This window comes from Nocardia sp. A7 (genome assembly GCF_046549215.1).
In the GTDB taxonomy this organism is placed as follows: Bacteria; Actinomycetota; Actinomycetes; order Mycobacteriales; family Mycobacteriaceae; genus Nocardia.
On sequence record NZ_JAJPWE010000002.1, the window covers coordinates 1,033,074 to 1,051,638 of the forward strand.

Here is an 18,565-nt window from a genome sequence, read left to right on the forward strand (position 1 = left end):
CTGCGTCCACATTGCGGTCCACAAACTAAGGAATCTGAGGGGATTCGGCCTCAGCCGAAGGACCATGCCGATGGCACGTCCCCGCAAGACCACTCCACGCGTCCGTGTTCGCGAGGACGGCTCGACCGTGAGCCAAGTGCACTACCGGATCCCTCGCCCCGGCCTCCCCGAGCCGATCGCAACCTCTCAGAGTTTCGACGACCATGCCGCCGCGATCCGCTGGGCCGAGCTGCTCGACCGCGTCGGCCCCGTCGAGGCCGAGCGCGTACTCGCCGCCCAGCTCGCCGCGGCGCCGGATGTGATCATGTTGACACCGTGGCTTCGCCGTCACCTCGACTCGCTCGGCGAGAGCGTCGAGGAAGAGACCAAGCGTAAATACCGGAGCATGATCGACCACGACATCACTCCGTTCTTCAACGGCGAGCATTTGCCTGTCGACGCGGTCACGACCGATATGAATGTCGCGTGGGTCGAGTGATGCGGATCGGTAGCTCTTTTCTCAGGTCGCGGTCGATGGCGGCGTTGCGTCGGACCGGCAGAGTTCACTGCTGGTTCACCGGTGGGCCAAGGGCAGGCGGGCGATCAGCGATAGCTTGACCGCGATGCGGTTGCTCGAAAGTGCCTGGAGAACTGGAGAACTGGTGAACACGACTGCTGAACTCGGAATCGTGAGCGGGGACCGTCGGTCGGCGGCCGACGACTACGCCATCGGGTCGTTTCCCCGGCCGACCGGAGAGATCCGCGACCGCGTGGACACTTTCATCTCCGAACTGAGGGCGGACAAACCCTACTTCCTCGGGTTCCCGGCGAACCTGGATTTCTCCTTCAGCGGGCTGAGTGGACTTCTCGACATCTTCGTCAACAATGTGGGCGATCCCAGGAGCACGGAGAAGGCCGCGATCAGTGCCAAACCGATGGAATGCGCTGTCGTGGACGCCATCACGGAATTGGCGAACGGTCGTCCCGAACACACCTACGGTTACGTCGGCGCGAGTGGTAGCGAGGCGAATCTGTTCGGCCTCGACCGTGGGTGCACGCTGCTACCCGACGCGAAAATCTATTGCAGCGCGGCGACTCACTACTCGGTCCGCAAGGCCGCGCGTCTGATGCGAAAAGAACTCGTCGTCCTCGACTGTGACGAGTCGGGCCGAATGGATGTCGACGCGCTCGCCGACGCCTGCCGCCGCGACGCGGGCCGCGGCGCGGTGGTGGTGGCGACCCTCGGTACCACCATGACCGGAGCGATCGACGATGTCGACGCCATCGTTGACGCGGCCGCGTCGGCCGGTCGGGTTTACGTGCACCTGGACGCCGCGCTCGGCGGCCTGATCGTGCCGTTCACCGAGCACGGTACGACGTGGGGGTTCGCGAAGGCCGAGGTAGGAAGTCTCGCGATCAGCATGCACAAGGGGCTCGGGATGCCGGTGCCCTGCGCGTTGGCGCTGTGCCGCGCGGAACTGGTGCGAACCGCGGTCGAAGGCGAATACGTCGGTGCGACCGATGCCACACTCGGCTGCTCACGCGCGGGAATGGCCAGTGTCCTGCTGTGGTACGCGCTGTCGGACAAGGGGATCGCGGGGCTGGAACAGCACGCCCGACGCGCTCTGACGACGGCCGAATACGCCGTCACCACCCTGGCGGCGTCGGGGCTGAATCCGATGCGGCATCGGGAGTCGATCATCGTCGTCTTCGACCGGCCCGCCGAGTGGATCTGCCGCAAATATTATCTCGCCACCGAAGGCGAGCGCGCGCATATCGTCACGTTGCCGCATGTTCGCGAGTCCATGATCGATTCGCTGTGCCTCGACATCCTGGAACCGGGTGCGGCGGTCACTCGCGGATAACCAACAAGGGCACGGCGTCGACCTGTCCCGTGGCGAATTTCTCCAGGGGTGGTTTGGATCCGGCGAGACCACCGAAGCCAAGGATGGATATGGAGTTCAAGGCGCTCTTCAACATGGTGCAGGCCTCATGTTTTGATTGCGTGGAACGAATTCGCGGACTTCCCATGGAGTCGTATATTCCGACGAAATGCTATAGCCAGGTGCTCGACGCCTACATCGAGAACAGGTGGCGGCATGCGGTGCAGTGGGTTTCAAAAGCCGCCCGCGGCGTCATCGTCTTCGAAGGCACTATCTCCAACAGAGCAGTTGTCGGGCCACTTCGATTTCGGGGTTGTGTGATGGTTGCGCGTCCGCGCGGGTTGCCAGTAGCCACGCAGATCGGTCACCGGCGCACCCGATAGCGCAGGTGAAGCACTCGGTTGCCTTGAATCACCACGTCTGGATCCTCCAACAAGTGCTGCGCGTCGACGGAACCGAAGTAGCGCTTGCCGGACCCGAACGCGACGGGCGCAACGTCCATGCGAACCTCGTCGACGAGTCCCGCGGCAAACACCTGCCCACCGACGTCGCCGGCGGCTACCTCGACAATGCGGTCACCGGCAAGCTCCCGCGCCTTGGCCACGGCTGCCTCGATGCCGTCGACGAAGTGAAACGGCGCCTCGGCCCGCCAGCCCTCGGGCGTACCCCGGTGGGTCACGACGACCACGTGGTCGATCCCGCTCGGAGGCGTGCCGTCCCAGCCCTCGGTCATGTCGAAGACGTGGCGGCCGGTGATTGTCACCCCGATCTGGTCCCAGTACGGCCGGATGTAGTCGTAGGACGTCTGCGACACCTTCAAGAAGCCGCTGTCGTCCAACAGCACGTCACCGCTGGACAACCACTCGAACAGTGCACCGGGGTCGTCGTTCTCGGCCGCGATGAAACCGTCCACCGACACCGAGGCGTACATGACCACCTTGCTCACGGGCTTCCTCCTCTGCTTTTGGGTGCCCCAAGTGTGGCGTGTCGTGAGCTGTCGCTCTTGTAAGAAATCAATCGGCCGGCAGCGGCCAGCCGTCCAGCACGTGGCCGGGATGATCGCGCAGGAATCGCTGCCGGACTTCGACGTACCGGGTCGGCGTGAGCCCGGTGAACTCCCGGAACTCGTGGCCGAAGTGGGCCTGGTCGAAATAGCCCGCGCCCGCGGCGACGTCACCCCAGTCGATCGGTGCAGCGACGTTGATCGCCAACGTGGTGGCGGTGAAGCGGTAGCTGCGCGCCAGCCGCTTCGGCGTGACACCGATGATCTCCTTGAACCGCTTTGCCAAATACGTGCTGCTGACACCCGCTGCCACGCAGAGGTCGCTGACCGCCACCGCCCCGCCGGTCGCCGCGATGACGCTGCTCGTTCGGCGGACCAGTTCCAGACCGTCGGTCTCGTGCAGCCGTCGCATCAGCGCCTCCTGAAGCAGCATCAGCATCTGTTTCGGCGCGTCCGCCGAGGTCAGTCGGTTACGTAGCTCAGCAATCGCGGGCTGGCCCCAAATCTGCTCCACCGTCGCCGGCCGGTCGCACAACTCGGCCGCTGGCATCGGCAGGAACGGCGCCAACCCCCACGGCTTGAAGTGCACGCCGACGGACCTGGTCTGGGGTGGGTAGCCGAACTCCCATGCGCGGGTGGGCGTAGTGACCACGCAGCCGTCGGCGTACTCCGCCGCCTCGACGGCGGTGCCGGCGCGGATGTGGAACGGCGCCCCGAGGTTGACGATGAGCAACGGCGCCGGCGCCGCAGGCAGCATCAACCGGGCGTACGGCGGCACGCCCTCCAGGTAGTAGAGATCGTCGATCAGCCCGTCCAGCGGCGGAGGCGGCACTATGGACACATACTCCACGCCCACATCATCGCTGACGGCCCGCAGGGCATCGCGCGTCGGGATGGTTCGGCCGCGCCGATATAGATCGAACAGGTGCGCCGTTCGTCACGATGAATCAGCCTGAAAGTGGTTGCGTGCCAGGAAGAAGCGAGTTCGCTCATCGGTACGGCATGGCATGCCCAACTCGGGTTGCCACGAACACTCACAGAAGCCATCATGTCGTCCGGCCAGTTCCTCGTCGATTCTGGAGCTATTCAGACACCGCGCGGCTACGACACAGATCTCGTACTTCAGGGCGATCAACTCGTGCGTGTGCGACAGACATCGAGGCGAACGGGCGAAGTCGTTCGAGATGAGGAAATATCGGACCCGGTCGGCGCACAAGCGGACAAGGTCTTCGGTACGGTTTCAGATTCCGGCAGGTGATCACACGAGTGAGGCTCGGTACTGTGCCGATATGAGTCGTCCCCTGGTTCGTTTCAGCACCCGCACGCTGGTGCGTACCGCTACCTTGTTCGCCGCTGTTTTCGCCGCTCTCGCCTTGACCGCAGGGCCCGCCGCTGGCCATGCTGCCCTCTCTGGCAGCGACCCCGCCGCCGGTGCGCGGATCGACACCGCGCCGACACGCGTCACCCTGACCTTCAACGAAGCCATTCAGTTGAGTTTCGCCTCGTTGACCGTGCTCGGGCCCGACGGCACTCACTACGAAGGCGGCGACCTGCGCGCCAACGGAAGCGATCTCTCCACCGACCTGCGCGCTCTCGGGGCGGCGGGGCAGTACACGGTCGGATTCCGGGTGGTGTCCGAAGACGGTCACCCGATTCAGGGCAGCTACAGCTTCGAACTCACCCGTGCGGCGACCCCGGCTCCTGCGGCCACTGACGCTGCCGCTCCTACCAGCACACCGGTCGCGGCGGCCGAATCCGAAGACGACCCCGCCGGAGTGCCGATGTGGATCCTGGTTGTGGGCGCGATCCTGCTGGTGGGTGCGGGTCTTGGCGTGGTGCTCGGTGTTTCTCGGAGCAAGGGCAGCGGCAACTGATCCACTGCGGTGTCCGCTGCACGATGGCAGTGGGCGCGGACCAGAACCATCCGATGACCTACTCGAGTCAGTCACCGATCTTCCCAGCTGGATCGCGATCCTGCCGGGCGCCGGATTCGGGTTCCTGTACTTCGTCGTCTTCGAAGGGGGTGGCTCGGCGGGCTGCTGTGGTTCATCGCGGCCATCGGCATCGCGGTCACGGTGAGTTCGAGCCCGAGTAAGCAGGGCTGGCAAGACGCGTTCGCAGGTGGTCAAGGACTGATGCGGCCATGGTGCGGTCGTGTGTTGCGTTCTTCGCGGCCCCGGCGATAAGGATTCGGCGAACGCCGAAATTTCCTGCGCCGGAAGAGGAACCGAGCACACATGGCCGCACCGGTGGTTTTCACCAGCAACTATTCCGATCAGTCCAACGACAACGGTTTCCAGTGGGAGTTCCGTTGCGAACGCTGCACCACCGTCCATCGGTCAGCGTTCCAGCAGAACTACCTGTCTCGTGGTCGCGGTGCGCTGCGCTCGATGCGTGATCTACTCGGCGATCGAATCCCGCTCCTTCACAAGGCATCCGCGGCGGCAGAGAGCTACTCCAACAGTTGGGGTGGCTCCGCGTCGAGCACCAAGGACGCTGCGTTCGCCAAGGCCGTCGACGAGGTCGCGCGTGAGTTCCGCCTGTGCGCGGGTTGCGGTTCGTGGACGTGTGCGCGTATCTGCTGGAACGACCATGTCAGTCAATGCACCAATTGCTCGCCGCAGGTGGGGCACCAGATCGCGCGGGCGCAGGCAGCTGCCCGCGGCGCGCAGATCCACCAGGCGGCCCAGCGGCAGGAGTGGGCCGGACAACACGACCTCGGTACTCCGGCGCGCGTGGCCTGCCCCACCTGCGCCGCGGCCACCGACGGCGGCCGGTTCTGCCCATCCTGTGGCACCGCGCTCGACATCCGCGTCGATTGCCAAGGCTGCGGCTCCCAGATCGGTGCGGGCGCGGTGTTCTGCTCGAACTGCGGTCGTCCCCGATAAGCGCGCGCGATCGAACGCGATCACGGCACCGGCGAGAGCGCCATTGTTTATCGGACGGTGTCGGGCCGACCGAGCCCGCCGCCACAGTGACGTAGACATCGAAGCCCCAGGACCCGCCCGGTCGAACCGCCGTGCTCTGCTTTAACTGTCATCCTGCCCAACCCAACTCGCGCCACAGGCCGGCAACTGCGTTGGTGGGCTCACGCGGAAGGGCCGCCCACCGATCCGACCGAGTGCCCGGTTACGCGGAGCCGACGTTTCCGGTTACGAGCCGACGATGATCTCCGCTTCGTCGTTGAGATTTTCACCGAGCAGCTCGACGACATCGCGCCAAGCCCGTTGCGCGTGCCGGGCGTGATAGCCGACGCCGGGGACCACGGGTTGGTCGACCGGCGGGTGATGGAAGGCGTGCAGGGCGCCGCCGTAGACCACGAGGCGCCAGTCGAGGCCCGCGGACTGCATCTCGGTGGCGAACGCCTCGCGTTTCGCGGCGGACATGATCGGGTCTTCGGACCCGATCCCGGCCCAGACGGGGCAGCGGATGCGCGCCGCCTCGCCCGGCTGGCCGGTGATCAGTCCATTGACAGTCGCGATCGCGCGCAGGTCGACTCCGGCCCGCCCGAGTTCCAGTGCGATCGCGCCGCCGGTGCCGTAGCCGATCGCGGCGATGCGGCCGGGATCGGTCCGTGGTTCGGCGCGCAGCACGTCGAGCGCCGCGTAGCCGATGTCCCGCATCCGGCTGGGGTCGTCGAGCAGCGGCATGCAACGAGCCAGCATGGCCTCGGGGTCGGCCAGGTACTGGCCGCCGTGCAGGTCGAAGGCGAGGGCCACGTAGCCGAGCTCGGCCAAGGCCTCGGCCCGGCGGCGCTCGACATCGCTGAGCCCTGGCCCTTCTGGGCCGAGGAGCACCGCCGGCCGGCGCTCGTCACCGGCAGGGAGAGCGAGGTGTCCGGCCATTGTCAGGCCGTCGGCATGGTATTGGACCGTGCGCGTGGTAACCGTTGCCATGAGATCAACCGTAGTGATCTCCGACCCGGCCAGCTTGCTGTTCTGCCGCAGGCAGAACGCGGTATCGGTCAGGACGGCGCAATGGTAGGGAGCCGCGCGAACCTCGCAGACCCAACTACGCCGCGAGCGACTCCGGGTGGTGGACGCGGCGATGCGCCAGCCAGGGCTCGCGCCGCTCCTGTTCCGACATCGCTGGCGCGCAGGTTTGGGGGCAACGCAGGTCAGGCGCTGAGATGATCTCAGCGCGTGGATCTTTGGCGCATGACGCGTGACCGATCGGATCGCCCGAGTCCGCCTGAACCCGCACCGCTGTGAGCGCACAGCCCGGATGCGTTGCCTACCAACCCCGATGTGGGTGATCCGCTCGAGCTTGCCGATGCGGTGCGGGCGGGGTGGGCTGGATTCAGCGGGCCGATGAAGTGAACAGTTTCGCGGCGAAAATGGTTGCGGTGGCGGGTATTTCATTGGCAATCGGGAGTGCGCCAGCCATAGCTTCGGCCGCGCCGGTCGCGGCGAACAGCGGTTCGGCTTTGCTCGAACCGCTGGCCACGGCGTCGTCGTCCGGATCCACCAATCTGGCGAACACGCCCCGGTGGCTGCTGCGCTGTCTGACGACCGGCTCCAAGACGCAGCCCGGCGATCCCATGGGTTTCCCCGGTCTCTGCTGACTTCGGCTACGGTGTGCGCGCTGCCCGTGCCGAGCTCGCGGCCACCGGCGGCGAGCTCGGCATGACGGATACCCATCGTCGACATCGGCCCAGGTGCCGAACTCACACCCGGGCGCGGCTCAGGAGTCGGGTATCAGGTCCGCGGCTTCTGTCAGGACCTTCTTGTAGAGGCCGTCGAGCTCCTCGTACTTGGTGGTGGCCGCTTCGAGGTCGACTTGCAATTCGCCGACTTGCCGTTCGAGACCCGCTACCTTGACGTCCAATTCGCGGTTCTTCTGCTGCTCCTCGATCAGCGCGTGTTTGAGGTCGTCTTCGTGGTCGCTCATCGGCTCTCCCGCCTATCTCGGGTCGGTCCGCCCGACCCAGCGGCAACTCTAGAGCGTCGCGGACTATCGGGAGATCTGTTGCACCACAGTCACATCGGATCGCGAGTCGACGACCTCCCCCGCCTGCGATTATGCGGACTACGCACCGATCGATTGCCACGCAGGTCGCCTCCTCGGTGAGCCTGCACGTTCGGTCAGCTAGGAAAGCCCGACCGCGGTCTGCACGGTCTACTCGATGTTTCGGCCGCGCTGGCGCGGGCCGGCTGTCGCCGGCTCGAGGACTCGGCCATCCATCTTGACGACCGGCCATCCACGGTGACGATTCAAGGGCCGCCGTTTCGCGGCGGTGTCGGAGCGCTTCCGTGTCGCGTATATTCCAGCCGATGCACGCGTCGGACGAGCGACAGCCATTGATCTCGCGGTGGTCTGGCACAGGGCGCTTGCGTCCCGGTGTACTCGAGATCGAGGGTCCGCTGGGAAGTTTGCCGCGACATTCTCACCACTCCGTGCAGGTGGCCGTCGCCCACCAGGGGACGTTCGTCATCGAGGATCGCCAGGGCCGTCAGCGACGTACGAACGCGGCGATCGTTCCCGCCGATCAGTCGCACGCGTTCAGCGCCGCCGGCGCCTGGGGCGTCGTGGCGCACGTCGAGCCCGAGTCATCTCTGGGTGCCGAGCTGATCGAGCTGGTCGACGATCCGTCCCACGCTCGCGCCTGGGATCACGCTGGACAGGCCCTGACCAAGGGGCACAGCGCGTACGAGGAAGGGCGCCTGCGCTCTCCCGGAAACACCTCGCACCCGCTTCATCCGGGAGTCGCCGCCGCGCGCGCCCGCCTTCAGACCGAGCTGGACTCACGACCCATCCGGCTTCGCGACCTCGCCGCGACTGTTCATCTGTCGGAGAGCCGGCTGTCCCATCTCTTCGCCCAGGACCTCGGAATCACCTTCCGGGCTTACGTGCGATGGCTTCGGCTGCTCCGGGCGACCGCAGCGGTCGCGCAGGGCCGGACGCTCACCGATGCGGCTCACCTGGCGGGGTTCACCGACAGCTCCCATCTCACGAGGACGTGTCGCCGAACCTTCGGCGGCGCTCCCACCGCGTTCAGCACGATCCGTTGGGAGATCCTGCCGATCTAGCAGGTTGGTCCAATCCTGGACCAAGGTGAAGCGGCGATGCTCGAGCAGACCAGAAAGGAACTGCTCGTGCACAAATCACCCATCTTCGACTCCTTCACACCGGACGGCGGCGGCCCCCGACTCACCTCACTGCGCTGGGTCCCGAGCGGGCCCGCGCGGGCCAGTGTCGTCATCATGCACGGTCTCGGCGAGCACGCCGCCCGCTATGACAGCACGGCTCGGTTGTTCACTGCGGCCGGTTTCTCCGTGCTTGCCATGGACTACGAAGGATTCGGGCGATCCGAAGGGCGCCGCGGCGACGTCCGATACCAGTCGACGGCGCGGGCCGTGGACCATCTCATCGCACACGAGCGTGTGCGAACGGGCGGCGCACCGGTCGTGCTGTACGGCCACAGCCTGGGCGGGCTATACGCGTTCCTCTACGCAGCGGACCGGCCGGGGACGGACGTGGCCGCGGTGGTGGTGACCGGACCCGCTTTCGACTCGGAGCTGCGGAATCAGCGGCTGAAGGTGGCCGTGGTCAGGAGCCTCGGCCGCGCCTTCGCCACCCTGACGTTGCCGAACGGGCTGCGGTTCGAGCGTGTCAATCGCGACCCCGACGTCGTCGCCGAACGGTACGCCGATCCATTGGTCCATGGGCGAGCGACCGCACGCTTCGCGATCGACGTCTTGGCACAGATGGATCGCGTGGCATCGGCTGCCACCCGAGTCGCCGTACCGCTACTCGTGGTTCATGGAGACGCCGATCTGATCAATCCGCTCTCCGCCAGCCGCCGGGTGGTCGACCTCGTGCCGTCGGCGACACTGAGGACCTGTCCGGGCGTCTACCACGGGTTGGAGGATGAAGCCGAGGGGCCGGTCATCCTGGCCGACGTCATCGCGTGGATCGACCGCACGCTTCGCGGCGAGACGTCCGACACCAAAGGGCTTCCGGGGTAACCACTTTACGAACAGGACGGGGACTGCTCTTGGTTCAGGCTTGCTGCTGCGCGCGAACGGTTTCGAGGTCCGGGCTGGTCGCCGAAGGCGCGGTGCGGGGCCAGGTCCAGGCGTACCGCAGGATGAGCACGAGAAGGATCAATTCCAATACGACGCCGAGGCCGTAGAAGTACAGCCAGGACTCGCCCACCACGTTGAATACCGTGACGGGGACATAGAGCGAAGCCACGATGAGGTTCACGATGCGGTTCACCCTGGCGGGCAGCGTCATCGACAGCACGATCATGAAGATCGGGATGGCCATGAGGGTCAGCGCCGTGGTCGAAAAGGTCTGGGAGAGGTCGAACTCGAAGACCCTGCCGTCGAGGATGTCCTCGATGGTGCCGGGCGTGAAGAAGTTGAGAATGTCGACGTAGGCGTACAGGAACATGAAGCTCGTCCACGCTGCGGCGAGCTTGGCTCGCACCGGGATCGGCTGGTCGTCCAGGGTGGTGGTGGGTTGACGTGTTCTCATCATGGGCTCCGTTGTGGTGCGAATCGGTAGGTCCACGATCGCTGAACCCGGCGGCGGGCACACCGGCCCGGAGGCTGGAGTTCACCTGGCCGATGGCATGATCTCCATCTCGTTCTTTCGGCGGATACGCCGGCACTCGCCGATCCCTAAGCTGGAGCAGTGGTCACTGTCCGGCGCTCCATCTGGCATGAGCCGCGGCCTGCTGACGCCCCACCCATCGGTCGTCTCGACTGGCTGCTGGTTGGCGTGTTCGCGGCCGCCGCCTCGGTCGAGAGCATCGTTGCGCCGGGCTCGGCCTGGCGCCCCCTGGTGGCGGTGCTCGCCCTGACGCTGATACCCGCCCTGCTCTGGCGGCGGAAACGACCCTTGACGGCCGCTCTGCTCGGGTGGGGCGTCGCCGGGCTGCTCTCGGTCCTCCAGTTGACTGCGCACACCGGGGACCTCGGCCTCTACTCCATGATGGCCGTCCTGATCCTGCTCTACTCCCTGGTGCGGTGGGGCTCGGGACGGGAGATGGTCTTGGGGACGGCATTCGTGGCAGTCGTCGTCGCGCTGGGGATGTACGCCTCCGCCGCGGGCTGGGCCGACGTTTTCGGCGGAAGCGTTCTCTTGCTGTTGTTCGTCGCCTTGGCGGCGGTGTTCCGCTACCGCGCGGACCTCTGGCATCGCCAACAGCGCGAGATCCGCAATCAGGAACGGGTGGCGCTGGCGCGCGAGCTGCACGACACCGTGGCCCACCACGTCTCGGCCATCGCGGTGCAGGCGCAGGCCGGTCGCGTGGTCGCCGCCATCCAGCCCGAGAAGGCTGCCGAGGTCCTTGCCGCGATAGAGTCCGAAGCGTCGCGAACCCTGGCAGAGATGAGATCCATGGTGCGGGTGCTGCGTGAGGACGAAGCCGTCACCTACTCACCGCAGCCGGGTGTCGCGGACCTGTCTGCTCTGGCGCGCGCCGACACGACGCCCACCGTCGAGGTCTCGCTGGACACTTCGTCGACCCGGCTGGCACGACCCGTGGACGCCGCGATCTACCGGCTCGCGCAGGAGTCACTGACCAACGCCGTACGGCACGCCCGGAGCGCGACCCGCATCGGGATCGACGTACGCCGGGACGGCGACACCGTCAGGCTGCGGGTCAGCGACGATGGAAAGACCGAGCCGGGGCTGGTCCCGGAGCCCGGATTCGGCCTGCTCGGCATGGCCGAACGCGCCCAGCTCCTGGGCGGATCGCTCTGCGCGGGACCGGGGCCCGAGGGTGGCTGGGTGGTCGAGGCCGTGCTGCCGGTGGCGGCGCCGACATGAGCATTCGTGTGCTCGTAGCCGACGACCAGGACTTGGTCCGGACCGGGCTGGTGATGATCCTCGGCGCGCAACCCGACCTCGAGGTCGTGGGGGAGGCGGCAGACGGGCTCGCAGCGCTCGACCTGGCGACCCGGCTGCGTCCCGATGTCCTCCTGGTCGACATCCGGATGCCCGGGCTCGACGGCGTCGAGGTGACGCGACGCCTCGCCGGGCCAGGCGTCACAGGCCCGATGGCGGTCGTCGTGATCACCACCTTCGACCTCGATGAGTACGTCCTCGGAGCCCTACGCGCCGGCGCCCGCGGCTTCCTGCTCAAAGACGCCGGGCCGGAGCTCCTCGTGCAGGCCATCCACGCGGCGGCCAACGGGGACGCGCTGATCGCCCCCAACGTCACCCGCCGGCTGCTGGCGACCTTCGCCGACCAGGCGCCGGTGGTACCGGTCCAGCCCATCGACCCGCTCACCGAGCGCGAGGAGGAGGTGCTCGCACTGGTGGCACGCGGCCGGACCAACGCCGAGATCGCCACCGACCTCTTCGTCGGCCTGAGCACGGTCAAGACCCACGTCGCATCGTTGATGACCAAGCTCGGCGCCCGCAACCGCGTCGAGATCGCGATGTGGGCATACGACACCAGACGGATGCGAGCCGATTAGCGATATTCATCGGCGGCGAGGACGTCGGGTAGGGGAGCTTTTCAGGGTAAATTCCGGGTCTTTCCGGGATTCGGAGACCGAAACCTATTGCTACGGTCCGTGAATGAACCATGATGGCTGCTTTTCAACAGTGAACTCTGGTCGTTGTGGCCCGTTGTCACCGTCGAGATCGAAGCGAACACGGGTCGGCGAGGATTCTGTCGCCAGAGCTGGCAGACAGTCATGACGACCGTCCGTGCGCGCGGCAGTGCTACCGGATCGAATTTCATCGAAGTCGCGTTGTTCTTCGCGATCGCCATCGTGCTGTGCTACACGCTGTCCGTTCCGATGGTCTTTCGGCTGGTCTCCACGGACTTCAACAACCTGATCGTTCCGATCCTGCAAATGACCCCGCTGCTCGCTGCGATCATCATGTGGCTCGCCCGACGACCCGCAACGTTCGGAGAAACTTTCGCCACCGGGTGGCGCGGCGCACCCAAGTGGGCAGGCATCGGCATCGGCCTCATCGCCGCGATTGCCGCCATCCAGGCCTGCATCGCACTGACATCGGGGATCTGGCCGCTCAACCCGCTCGACCAGATCTTGGCGGCGACAGTATGGGTCATTCCGGTCTTCCTCCTGCAGTCGGTCTTCGCTATCGGAGAGGAGTTCGGCTGGCGCGGCTGGCTGGCGACCCGCGCCGCGTCATGGGGATTCTTGCCGCTGGCCCTTGTCAGCGGTGTGGTCTGGATCGTCTGGCACCTGCCGGTGCTCGCCGTCATCGGAGACCGCCCACCGTGGGACATCGTCATCTATTTCGCGGGCATGCTGCCGTGGGCGCCGCTGCTGCTCGCGCTTCGCTGGCGGTCGGGGAGTGTCTGGCCGGCAGTCATGACGCACGGGGCGATCAACAGCGTCCGGGTGTACCTGCTGCAATCGGTCCCCGACGCGACAGATCATCTGCTCATCGAAGTGATCGGCTGGGTGCTGACGCTCGCCGCTGCGCTGTGGCTGATGCGCACGAGCCCGGCGCCGGTCGTCCAGGCCGCCGTTGAATCTCGCGCCGTTCCCAGGCGATGACGTCGTCGAGGTTGGAGCGCCGAATTGTGCGCCGTGAAGCGAGCTCTGGTTTCATTGTGGTGGGAGGGATATCTGATGGCGGTGAATTCCTGTGCCCGTCCATGGTGGCTGGGATGGTCGGCTGTGGGGATGGTTGCCGCAGCGACGGCCGGGTGTGGCATCGGTGTCGGCTCGGGGCCTGCGGTTGTGACGACGGCGAGCACACCGACCTCGCAACCTCCAACATTGGCACCGCAGCCGTGGACGTTGGCCGACCTCACTTATCATCCGTGCAGCGTGCTCGACAGCGAGTATCTCGCGCGCTTCGTGCTCGACCCCGCCGCCCGAGCCGAAACACCCCCGCAGGATCTGCCCGCGTGTTCGTGGTTCTCGATCCAGACGTCGCTGGCAGGGCGTTTCAACATCCGATTCGCTCCGGCCACAAGCGACCTCACCGATCTCGCACAGCGCAGGGTGTCGAATCCGGCCGAACGACAGATCACGATCGCGGGGCAGCGCGCGGTGTTGAACCCTCAGGTTCGTCCCGATGGCCGAAACGGCAGCTGCAGTGTGCATGTATCGGTGCCCTCCGGTGGCTCGTTCTACCTCGGCACCGCCGCTCCGGGGATTGCCACCGGCGTCGATTGGGACGTGTGCGCCAAGACCGTCGACATCGCCACCGTTGTCTCCGCGCGCTTACGTTGAGTCAATTCAGGCCGAACGCCGCCGGGTCGAACCGGATCGGGGCGCGGTCAGAGGCCGAAGATCGCGCGTGCGCGAGGTGGTTCGCCTGCTTCACGGTTGTGGGCCCGATACGGGGGCAGTGAACAGACCCCGTCGGATCAGGAGTTCGAGCACGCGGTCGGCAGATTCGGCGACCGACTCGACAGTGGTATCTATCCGCAGATGGGGGAGCAGAGGTTCCTCGTAAGCCGCATCGACCCCGGTGAGCTGGGTCAGCTCGCCCCGCAACCGGCGCCCGTACAGGCCTTTGACATCGCGTTGTTCGCAGGCAGAGAGCGCGGTGGCGATGTGTACTTCGACGAAGTCCAGGCCGGCCTCATCGTGGCGGGCCCGCATCAGTTCACGATCGGCAGCGTACGGCGCGATGGCCGCCACGAGGACCAGCACGCCGTGGCCCGCCAGCATCAGCGCGAGGGTGGTGATCCTGCCGAGGTTCTGCCCGCGGTCGGCGCGGGTCAGGCCGAGTTCCGGCCACAGCCGCCCGCGCACGTCGTCGCCATCGAGTACCTCGACCGGGTACCCGGCGTCTGCCACGCGGTGCCGGGTGGCGGTGGCGATGGTGGTTTTGCCTGAACTGGGCAGCCCGGTCAGCAGCACTGTCCCGCCCGGTCTGCAAGGCCCGTCATTCATCAGACATTTCTGACAGGGCGAAATGATGTGGGGGCATCGATTGCACGATCCACGCGTAAACGCGTGCTGCCCAAGGGAATGCGTCCTGGTCCGATAGAAGAAGCGTTGCCACTGATAGTGAATCAGCGCATATCAGGTGCGCGGAGCGGACAGGTCGAGGCCCGAGAGCCAAGTGGATGGATTCCACAGTTGTCGGGCCGACGAGGTGGCGGAGCCGACTCTCAGGCGGCGGGCATCACTCCGGACAGGACAGCGCCGATCTGCGCCACCGCGCGGTCGACGCTGCCGGTCGGCTGGAACAGGTGGCTCAGCGTCAGCCGGACCATGATCTCGACGACCGAGGTCAGCTCGTCATCGGTCAGGGTGGCGAATTCATACCGCTCGCGGACGGTGGCGGTGAGTGCGGCGACAGCCCGGCCGAGTACCGGTTCCGGGTCGCTCACCAGGGCAGGCAGCAAGGCGGTGTCGCCGTCCTGACGAGCTGACAGCACGGCCTTGATCAGCGTGTTGTCACCCGCGGTGCGCAGCGTGTACTCGGCGGCCGCTGTCATGCCCGAGATCGGATCGGCCGGGTGTTCGGCCAGCGTCTCGGTGATCCCGGCCAGGTAGACGCCGGTCTCGCGCTCGATGAGGGCATCCGCGAGCGCCTGCTTGGTGCCGATCTCCTTGTAGAGGACCGGCCTACTGATGCCGACCTCCTTGGCGACCCGCGACATGTTGACCGCGCCCCAGCCCTCCGTGACGACCATCGTGCGCGCGGCGTCGATCATCCGGTCGCGCAATAGCTGGCGCATTTCTGCTTGAAAGTTCGGTGGTTCGGCCACGTGATCATCCTACATGTGTGGGGCGATGTGCTCGAACGTTGACAATATTCTCATGGTGTATCCAATAGGAACACAACGCGCTATTGTGTAAACGAAACGACTTCGAGCGGGTTGTTGTTCGAAGTCTCGGTGATCAGGAGAATGGCAATGACGACATCTCGAATCGGTGACCACGAAGCATCGACCACGCCGTCGCACTGGCGAGACCCCAAGCGCTACCTGTGGCTGTTCGGCCTCGTCGCCCCGAGCGCGACCCTGCTGGCGACCGGTTTGGTGTGGGTCTTCAACCAGTTCGGCTGGCAGGTGGTCGCGCCCGTGTGGTGGTGGCTCGGGCCGATCCTGGTGTACGTGCTGCTGCCGACACTGGACCTGTTCTTCGGGCCCGACGGCAAGAACCCGCCCGCAGAGGCGATGGAGCAGCTGGAGAACGACAAGTACTACCGCTACTGCACCTACGCCTACATTCCGGTGCAGCTGGTCAGCCTGGTGTTCGCCTGCTACCTGTGGACAGCGGACAATCTGTCCTGGCTCGGCATCGACGGGGGTCTCGGCCTGATCTCCCAGATCGGGCTGGCCTTCACCATCGGCGCGATGGGCGGTGTCGGCATCAATACCGCGCACGAACTCGGCCACAAGAAGGACGAACTCGAGCGATGGCTGTCGAAAATCACGCTGGCACAGACGTTTTACGGCCACTTCTACATCGAGCACAACCGTGGCCACCATGTGCGCGTCGCGACGCCGGAGGATCCGGCGAGCGCTCGATTCGGCGAGTCGTTCTGGGGTTTCCTGCCACGCAGCGTGTGGGGCAGCTTGACGTCGTCATGGGAGCTGGAGCGCAACCGCATGCAGCGGTTGGGCAAGAGCACGTTCTCCCTGCGCAACGACGTGCTCAACGCGTGGCTCATGTCGGTCGTGTTGTGGGCGGCGCTGGTCGCGGTGTTCGGTCCGTCGATTCTGCCGTTCCTGGTGATCCAGGCGATCTACGGATTCTCGTTGCTGGAGACGGTGAACTATCTCGAGCACTACGGTCTGCTGCGGCAGAAGACCGCCTCCGGCCGCTACGAGCGCTGCACCCCCGAGCACAGCTGGAACTCCGACCACCTAGTCACCAATATCTTCCTCTACCACCTGCAGCGGCACAGCGACCATCACGCCAACCCCACCCGCCGCTACCAGATCCTGCGGCACATGGACGGCGCGCCCGAACTGCCCAGCGGCTACGCGAGTCTGATCGGCCTGGCATATCTGCCTCCGATGTGGCGCAAGGTGATGGACCATCGCGTCCTCGCCCACTACAGCGGCGACATCACCCGGGTGAATATCCAGCCCAGCAAGCGGGCGAAGGTCCTGGCGAAGTACGGGGTGAACTGATGGCCTACGTCTGCCCTGTGTGCGATTACGTCTACGACGAGCGATCCGGCGCTCCCCGCGAGGGTTTCGCCCCCGGCACGGTGTGGTCGGAGATTCCCGACGACTGGTGCTGCCCTGACTGCGGTGTACGCGAGAAGGTCGATTTCGAACTGCGGGAAGGCGCGTCCAGATGAGCGACTACAAACTGTTCCAGTGCGTCCAGTGCGGTTTCGAGTACGACGAAGCGCTCGGCTGGCCCGAGGACGGCATCGAACCCGGTACCCATTGGGACGACATCCCCGACGACTGGTCCTGCCCCGACTGCGGCGCTGCCAAAGCCGATTTCGACATGCGTGAGGTGAGCCGCGGATGACCGGGCGGATCGTCATCGTCGGTACCGGTGTCGCCGGTGCTACCGCTGCCCAGACCCTGCGACGGGAGGGTTATGTAGGCGAGATCGTGCTCGTCGGCGCGGAACCCGACCTGCCGTATCGGCGGCCCGCGGTCTCCAAGGAACTGCTCGCGGGCACCGCGCCGTTTCAGCGCGCGGTACTGAAGCCGGTGAAGTTCTGGGCCGACAACGCGATCGATCTGCGCCCGGCCACCTGGGTGCGTGCGGTCGACACCGGCAGCGCGACAGTACGATTGAGTACCGGCGAGGTGCTCGGCTACGACAGTCTGCTACTCGCCACCGGGGCCAAGGCACGCACCATCGACACCGCGTCCACCCGCGTGCATACGCTGCGGACACAGTCCGACGTCGCCGCCCTCCGAACAGCGATCGACACCGATGGCTCGCTGCTCATCATCGGCGGCGGATTGATCGGCTGTGAAGTCGCCGCCACCGCCCGCGGTCTCGGTGCCGAGGTGACCGTGTTGAACGCGGGCCCGGCATTGCTCGATCGGGTAGTGCCACAGACCGTGTCGGATCTGGTGCGCGACATCCATGTCGAGCACGGCGTCGTAGTCGAAAACGGTGTCGCCACAACGCAGCTCGTCGATACCGACGGTGGCGTCACCGCCACCACCGCCGACGGCCGCACCTTCACTGCGGCCGCCGCCCTGGTCGCCATAGGCTCGGTCCCCGACGCAACCTTGGCCGAATCCGCGGGCATAGCGGTGAACGACGGCATCGTCATCGATCAGCACTACCGTACGTCGGCACCCGCAGTTTTCGCCGCGGGCGATGCCACCACCGGATTCAACCCCCGCCGTGGTGAATTCGAACGCGGCCAACACTGGAACACGGCGATGTCGGACGGCGCCGCGGCGGCGAAAGCTATCCTCGGCCACCCCGCCGCCCTCGCCGAAATCCCTTGGGGCTGGACCGACCAACACGGACTGTCGATGCAGTTCTCAGGCTGGATACACCCCCACGACGAACTGGTCGTCGACGGCGACCTGGACTCCAGAGACTTCCTCGCGATCGCCCTGCTGGACGGCCGTCCCGTCGGCGCCGTCGCCATGGCGAGGCCGAGAGAACTCCGCGCGACCCGCACCCTTATCGCCGCGGGCGAGCCGTGGTCGTCGGGAGTAGTCGTTCGATAAAACTCGTGGGTGATCGCGGTCAGGATTTGGCTGCGATGGGTGGGATCAGCGTGACCACCCCGGTTACCTGGTCGCCGATCGGATAGAGGCGATGCGCAGTGTGGAGTTCTTCTTCGAGTTGGGGGTCGG

At 66.1% G+C, this 18,565-nt stretch carries 23 protein-coding genes; 15 read left to right on the top strand and 8 right to left on the bottom strand.

The window, feature by feature from the left end; genetic code table 11:
* The first annotated feature begins 70 nt into the window (after nucleotides 1–70).
* The 3 genes from ACLJPD_RS16205 (at nucleotide 71) to ACLJPD_RS16215 (ending at nucleotide 2,245) form a co-directional block, all read left to right on the top strand.
* Nucleotides 71–478, top strand: coding sequence for a hypothetical protein (locus ACLJPD_RS16205; protein ID WP_410872964.1), 408 nt, complete (start codon nucleotides 71–73; stop codon nucleotides 476–478).
* 163 nt (nucleotides 479–641) lie between these two features.
* Complete coding sequence (locus ACLJPD_RS16210) at nucleotides 642–1,844, top strand: histidine decarboxylase (RefSeq protein ID WP_410872965.1); 1,203 nt, start codon at nucleotides 642–644, stop codon at nucleotides 1,842–1,844.
* 89 nt (nucleotides 1,845–1,933) lie between these two features.
* Nucleotides 1,934–2,245 carry a hypothetical protein gene (locus tag ACLJPD_RS16215; protein ID WP_410872967.1) on the top strand — a complete coding sequence of 104 codons (312 nt, stop codon included), beginning with the start codon at nucleotides 1,934–1,936 and terminating at the stop codon, nucleotides 2,243–2,245.
* On the opposite strand, the gene ACLJPD_RS16220 is transcribed toward ACLJPD_RS16215, so the two are convergent.
* On the bottom strand, nucleotides 2,227–2,808 hold the full coding sequence (locus tag ACLJPD_RS16220) for a dihydrofolate reductase family protein (protein WP_410872968.1): 582 nt from the start codon (nucleotides 2,806–2,808) through the stop codon (nucleotides 2,227–2,229). The two genes, ACLJPD_RS16215 and ACLJPD_RS16220, sit on opposite strands and share 19 nt — an antisense overlap.
* A 67-nt stretch (nucleotides 2,809–2,875) precedes the next feature.
* Nucleotides 2,876–3,721, bottom strand: a complete 846-nt coding sequence (locus tag ACLJPD_RS16225; protein ID WP_410872970.1) for an AraC family transcriptional regulator — start codon at nucleotides 3,719–3,721, stop codon at nucleotides 2,876–2,878.
* A 433-nt stretch (nucleotides 3,722–4,154) separates the two neighbouring features.
* Between ACLJPD_RS16225 and ACLJPD_RS16230 the strand changes: the two genes are divergently transcribed.
* Nucleotides 4,155–4,739, top strand: a complete 585-nt coding sequence (locus tag ACLJPD_RS16230; RefSeq protein ID WP_410872971.1) for a copper resistance protein CopC — start codon at nucleotides 4,155–4,157, stop codon at nucleotides 4,737–4,739.
* Between the two features lie 363 nt (nucleotides 4,740–5,102).
* A complete protein-coding gene (locus ACLJPD_RS16235; protein WP_410872972.1) occupies nucleotides 5,103–5,753 on the top strand; it encodes a double zinc ribbon domain-containing protein in 651 nt (216 codons plus the stop codon).
* 264 nt (nucleotides 5,754–6,017) lie between these two features.
* On the opposite strand, the gene ACLJPD_RS16240 is transcribed toward ACLJPD_RS16235, so the two are convergent.
* The 3 genes from ACLJPD_RS16240 to ACLJPD_RS16250 form a co-directional block, all read right to left on the bottom strand.
* The gene (locus ACLJPD_RS16240) at nucleotides 6,018–6,761 is read right to left on the bottom strand and encodes a dienelactone hydrolase family protein (RefSeq protein WP_410872973.1); all 744 of its coding nucleotides are present in this window, start codon (nucleotides 6,759–6,761) and stop codon (nucleotides 6,018–6,020) included.
* Between the two features lie 403 nt (nucleotides 6,762–7,164).
* The gene (locus ACLJPD_RS16245) at nucleotides 7,165–7,407 is read right to left on the bottom strand and encodes a hypothetical protein (RefSeq protein WP_410872974.1); all 243 of its coding nucleotides are present in this window, start codon (nucleotides 7,405–7,407) and stop codon (nucleotides 7,165–7,167) included.
* 141 nt (nucleotides 7,408–7,548) lie between these two features.
* On the bottom strand, nucleotides 7,549–7,755 hold the full coding sequence (locus tag ACLJPD_RS16250) for a hypothetical protein (RefSeq protein ID WP_410872975.1): 207 nt from the start codon (nucleotides 7,753–7,755) through the stop codon (nucleotides 7,549–7,551).
* Nucleotides 7,756–8,237: 482 nt separating this feature from the next.
* Between ACLJPD_RS16250 and ACLJPD_RS16255 the strand changes: the two genes are divergently transcribed.
* Both ACLJPD_RS16255 and ACLJPD_RS16260 read left to right on the top strand, forming a co-directional pair.
* Nucleotides 8,238–8,894, top strand: coding sequence for a helix-turn-helix transcriptional regulator (locus ACLJPD_RS16255; protein ID WP_410872976.1), 657 nt, complete (start codon nucleotides 8,238–8,240; stop codon nucleotides 8,892–8,894).
* Nucleotides 8,895–8,930: 36 nt separating this feature from the next.
* The gene (locus tag ACLJPD_RS16260; protein ID WP_410872977.1) at nucleotides 8,931–9,833 is read left to right on the top strand and encodes an alpha/beta hydrolase; all 903 of its coding nucleotides are present in this window, start codon (nucleotides 8,931–8,933) and stop codon (nucleotides 9,831–9,833) included.
* A 34-nt stretch (nucleotides 9,834–9,867) separates the two neighbouring features.
* Here ACLJPD_RS16260 and ACLJPD_RS16265 read toward each other — a convergent pair whose 3' ends face one another.
* Nucleotides 9,868–10,347: a DUF6326 family protein gene (locus tag ACLJPD_RS16265; protein WP_410872978.1), complete on the bottom strand. Its 480-nt coding sequence runs from the start codon at nucleotides 10,345–10,347 to the stop codon at nucleotides 9,868–9,870.
* A gap of 159 nt (nucleotides 10,348–10,506) precedes the next feature.
* On the opposite strand from ACLJPD_RS16265, the gene ACLJPD_RS16270 reads away from it, so the two are divergent.
* The 4 genes from ACLJPD_RS16270 to ACLJPD_RS16285 all read left to right on the top strand — a co-directional run bounded on the left by ACLJPD_RS16270 (nucleotide 10,507) and on the right by ACLJPD_RS16285 (nucleotide 14,042).
* Nucleotides 10,507–11,646, top strand: a complete 1,140-nt coding sequence (locus ACLJPD_RS16270) for a sensor histidine kinase (protein ID WP_410872979.1) — start codon at nucleotides 10,507–10,509, stop codon at nucleotides 11,644–11,646.
* Nucleotides 11,643–12,299, top strand: coding sequence for a response regulator (locus ACLJPD_RS16275; protein WP_410872980.1), 657 nt, complete (start codon nucleotides 11,643–11,645; stop codon nucleotides 12,297–12,299). Before ACLJPD_RS16270 ends, ACLJPD_RS16275 begins: the two co-directional genes overlap by 4 nt.
* A 279-nt stretch (nucleotides 12,300–12,578) precedes the next feature.
* The gene (locus tag ACLJPD_RS16280; protein WP_410872981.1) at nucleotides 12,579–13,358 is read left to right on the top strand and encodes a type II CAAX prenyl endopeptidase Rce1 family protein; all 780 of its coding nucleotides are present in this window, start codon (nucleotides 12,579–12,581) and stop codon (nucleotides 13,356–13,358) included.
* A gap of 129 nt (nucleotides 13,359–13,487) precedes the next feature.
* On the top strand, nucleotides 13,488–14,042 hold the full coding sequence (locus tag ACLJPD_RS16285) for a DUF3558 family protein (protein ID WP_410872982.1): 555 nt from the start codon (nucleotides 13,488–13,490) through the stop codon (nucleotides 14,040–14,042).
* 90 nt (nucleotides 14,043–14,132) lie between these two features.
* Here ACLJPD_RS16285 and cysC read toward each other — a convergent pair whose 3' ends face one another.
* Nucleotides 14,133–14,711, bottom strand: coding sequence for an adenylyl-sulfate kinase (gene cysC / locus ACLJPD_RS16290; protein ID WP_410872983.1), 579 nt, complete (start codon nucleotides 14,709–14,711; stop codon nucleotides 14,133–14,135).
* Between the two features lie 221 nt (nucleotides 14,712–14,932).
* Entirely contained in the window at nucleotides 14,933–15,535 is a 603-nt protein-coding gene (locus ACLJPD_RS16295; RefSeq protein WP_410872984.1) for a TetR family transcriptional regulator, read from the bottom strand.
* 147 nt (nucleotides 15,536–15,682) lie between these two features.
* On the opposite strand from ACLJPD_RS16295, the gene ACLJPD_RS16300 reads away from it, so the two are divergent.
* From ACLJPD_RS16300 to ACLJPD_RS16315, 4 genes are read left to right on the top strand one after another with little or no spacing between them, the layout of a single operon-like run.
* Nucleotides 15,683–16,909: an alkane 1-monooxygenase gene (locus ACLJPD_RS16300; RefSeq protein ID WP_410872985.1), complete on the top strand. Its 1,227-nt coding sequence runs from the start codon at nucleotides 15,683–15,685 to the stop codon at nucleotides 16,907–16,909.
* Nucleotides 16,906–17,082, top strand: a complete 177-nt coding sequence (locus tag ACLJPD_RS16305; protein ID WP_410873428.1) for a rubredoxin — start codon at nucleotides 16,906–16,908, stop codon at nucleotides 17,080–17,082. Before ACLJPD_RS16300 ends, ACLJPD_RS16305 begins: the two co-directional genes overlap by 4 nt.
* Complete coding sequence (locus ACLJPD_RS16310) at nucleotides 17,079–17,261, top strand: rubredoxin (protein ID WP_410872986.1); 183 nt, start codon at nucleotides 17,079–17,081, stop codon at nucleotides 17,259–17,261. The genes ACLJPD_RS16305 and ACLJPD_RS16310 overlap by 4 nt, the downstream gene beginning before the upstream one ends.
* Nucleotides 17,258–18,436 carry an NAD(P)/FAD-dependent oxidoreductase gene (locus ACLJPD_RS16315; protein WP_410872987.1) on the top strand — a complete coding sequence of 393 codons (1,179 nt, stop codon included), beginning with the start codon at nucleotides 17,258–17,260 and terminating at the stop codon, nucleotides 18,434–18,436. Before ACLJPD_RS16310 ends, ACLJPD_RS16315 begins: the two co-directional genes overlap by 4 nt.
* The last annotated feature ends 129 nt before the right edge of the window (nucleotides 18,437–18,565 follow it).

Coding starts and splice junctions, on each gene's coding strand:
- ACLJPD_RS16250 (WP_410872975.1), bottom strand. CDS start 7,755: ATGAGCGACCACGAAGACGACCTCAAACACGCGCTGATCGAGGAGCAG.
- ACLJPD_RS16245 (WP_410872974.1), bottom strand. CDS start 7,407: ATGGGATCGCCGGGCTGCGTCTTGGAGCCGGTCGTCAGACAGCGCAGC.
- ACLJPD_RS16240 (WP_410872973.1), bottom strand. CDS start 6,761: ATGGCAACGGTTACCACGCGCACGGTCCAATACCATGCCGACGGCCTG.
- ACLJPD_RS16265 (WP_410872978.1), bottom strand. CDS start 10,347: ATGAGAACACGTCAACCCACCACCACCCTGGACGACCAGCCGATCCCG.
- ACLJPD_RS16215 (WP_410872967.1), top strand. CDS start 1,934: ATGGAGTTCAAGGCGCTCTTCAACATGGTGCAGGCCTCATGTTTTGAT.
- ACLJPD_RS16300 (WP_410872985.1), top strand. CDS start 15,683: ATGACGACATCTCGAATCGGTGACCACGAAGCATCGACCACGCCGTCG.
- ACLJPD_RS16285 (WP_410872982.1), top strand. CDS start 13,488: ATGGTTGCCGCAGCGACGGCCGGGTGTGGCATCGGTGTCGGCTCGGGG.
- ACLJPD_RS16205 (WP_410872964.1), top strand. CDS start 71: ATGGCACGTCCCCGCAAGACCACTCCACGCGTCCGTGTTCGCGAGGAC.
- ACLJPD_RS16260 (WP_410872977.1), top strand. CDS start 8,931: ATGCTCGAGCAGACCAGAAAGGAACTGCTCGTGCACAAATCACCCATC.
- ACLJPD_RS16235 (WP_410872972.1), top strand. CDS start 5,103: ATGGCCGCACCGGTGGTTTTCACCAGCAACTATTCCGATCAGTCCAAC.
- ACLJPD_RS16275 (WP_410872980.1), top strand. CDS start 11,643: ATGAGCATTCGTGTGCTCGTAGCCGACGACCAGGACTTGGTCCGGACC.
- ACLJPD_RS16230 (WP_410872971.1), top strand. CDS start 4,155: ATGAGTCGTCCCCTGGTTCGTTTCAGCACCCGCACGCTGGTGCGTACC.
- ACLJPD_RS16315 (WP_410872987.1), top strand. CDS start 17,258: ATGACCGGGCGGATCGTCATCGTCGGTACCGGTGTCGCCGGTGCTACC.
- ACLJPD_RS16310 (WP_410872986.1), top strand. CDS start 17,079: ATGAGCGACTACAAACTGTTCCAGTGCGTCCAGTGCGGTTTCGAGTAC.
- cysC (WP_410872983.1), bottom strand. CDS start 14,711: ATGAATGACGGGCCTTGCAGACCGGGCGGGACAGTGCTGCTGACCGGG.